This is a genomic window from Salinimicrobium oceani (assembly GCF_012037645.1).
Genome location: NZ_JAAVJR010000126.1, coordinates 1 through 725, shown reverse-complemented (window position 1 = coordinate 725; position 725 = coordinate 1). Strand labels below are relative to the sequence as shown.

Annotated in this window: 1 protein-coding gene; it reads left to right on the top strand. The window is 41.1% G+C overall.

Annotated elements, in window-relative coordinates:
• Nucleotides 1-706, top strand: a 706-nt coding sequence (locus tag HC175_RS15820; RefSeq protein WP_168139392.1) for an esterase-like activity of phytase family protein, incomplete at its 5' end; no start/stop codon positions are given.
• Nucleotides 707-725 lie beyond the last annotated feature (19 nt).

Below are 725 nucleotides of genomic sequence, written 5' to 3'. Positions count from 1 at the left end.
GTCGAGTAATTTAATGTTTGATACCATAGCCATTACAGATGTAATACTTCTTGAAAAACAGAATGACGCTCTCAAAGATGAACATTTAGATCTTGAAGGCATTCTGTTTGATGCTGAAGCCGGAAATTTTCTGCTTACCAGTGAGGGCAACATTAAAAAGGGAAAAGATCCCATGGTATTTACGGTTTCAGAAGATGGAAAATTTAGTGACTCTTATGCGGTGCCGGAAAATCTTTTAGCCAAAAGCAATAAAAACCCCCGGAACAATGGCACTTTTGAAGGCCTTGCTGCTTCTCATGACGGTAAAGGGATCTGGGTGGCTATGGAGCTTCCGCTGGAGACCGACGGGCCTAAGGCAAAACTCTACCCAACTAAATCTCCCGTAAGGATCACTTATTTCGATAAGAAAACCGGAAAGGCCACAAAACAATTTCCGTACAGACTGGACCGTATAGCAAAAATACCCTGGTTATATTTTGCAGTCAATGGAGTGACAGACCTTTTAGAATATGCTCCAGACAAATTTCTCATCCTGGAACGAGGTTTTGCATCCGGGCATGGGCAGAAAGGGAATACCATCCGAATTTTTGATGTTGATGCCAGCCTGGCAACTAATACCCTCGACATTAATAACCTTAGAGTTTCTTTTAATAATCCCGCCAGCAAAAAACTGCTTTACGACTTCAAATGGCAAAAGGATTATTAAATTGAGGAGATAATTGATA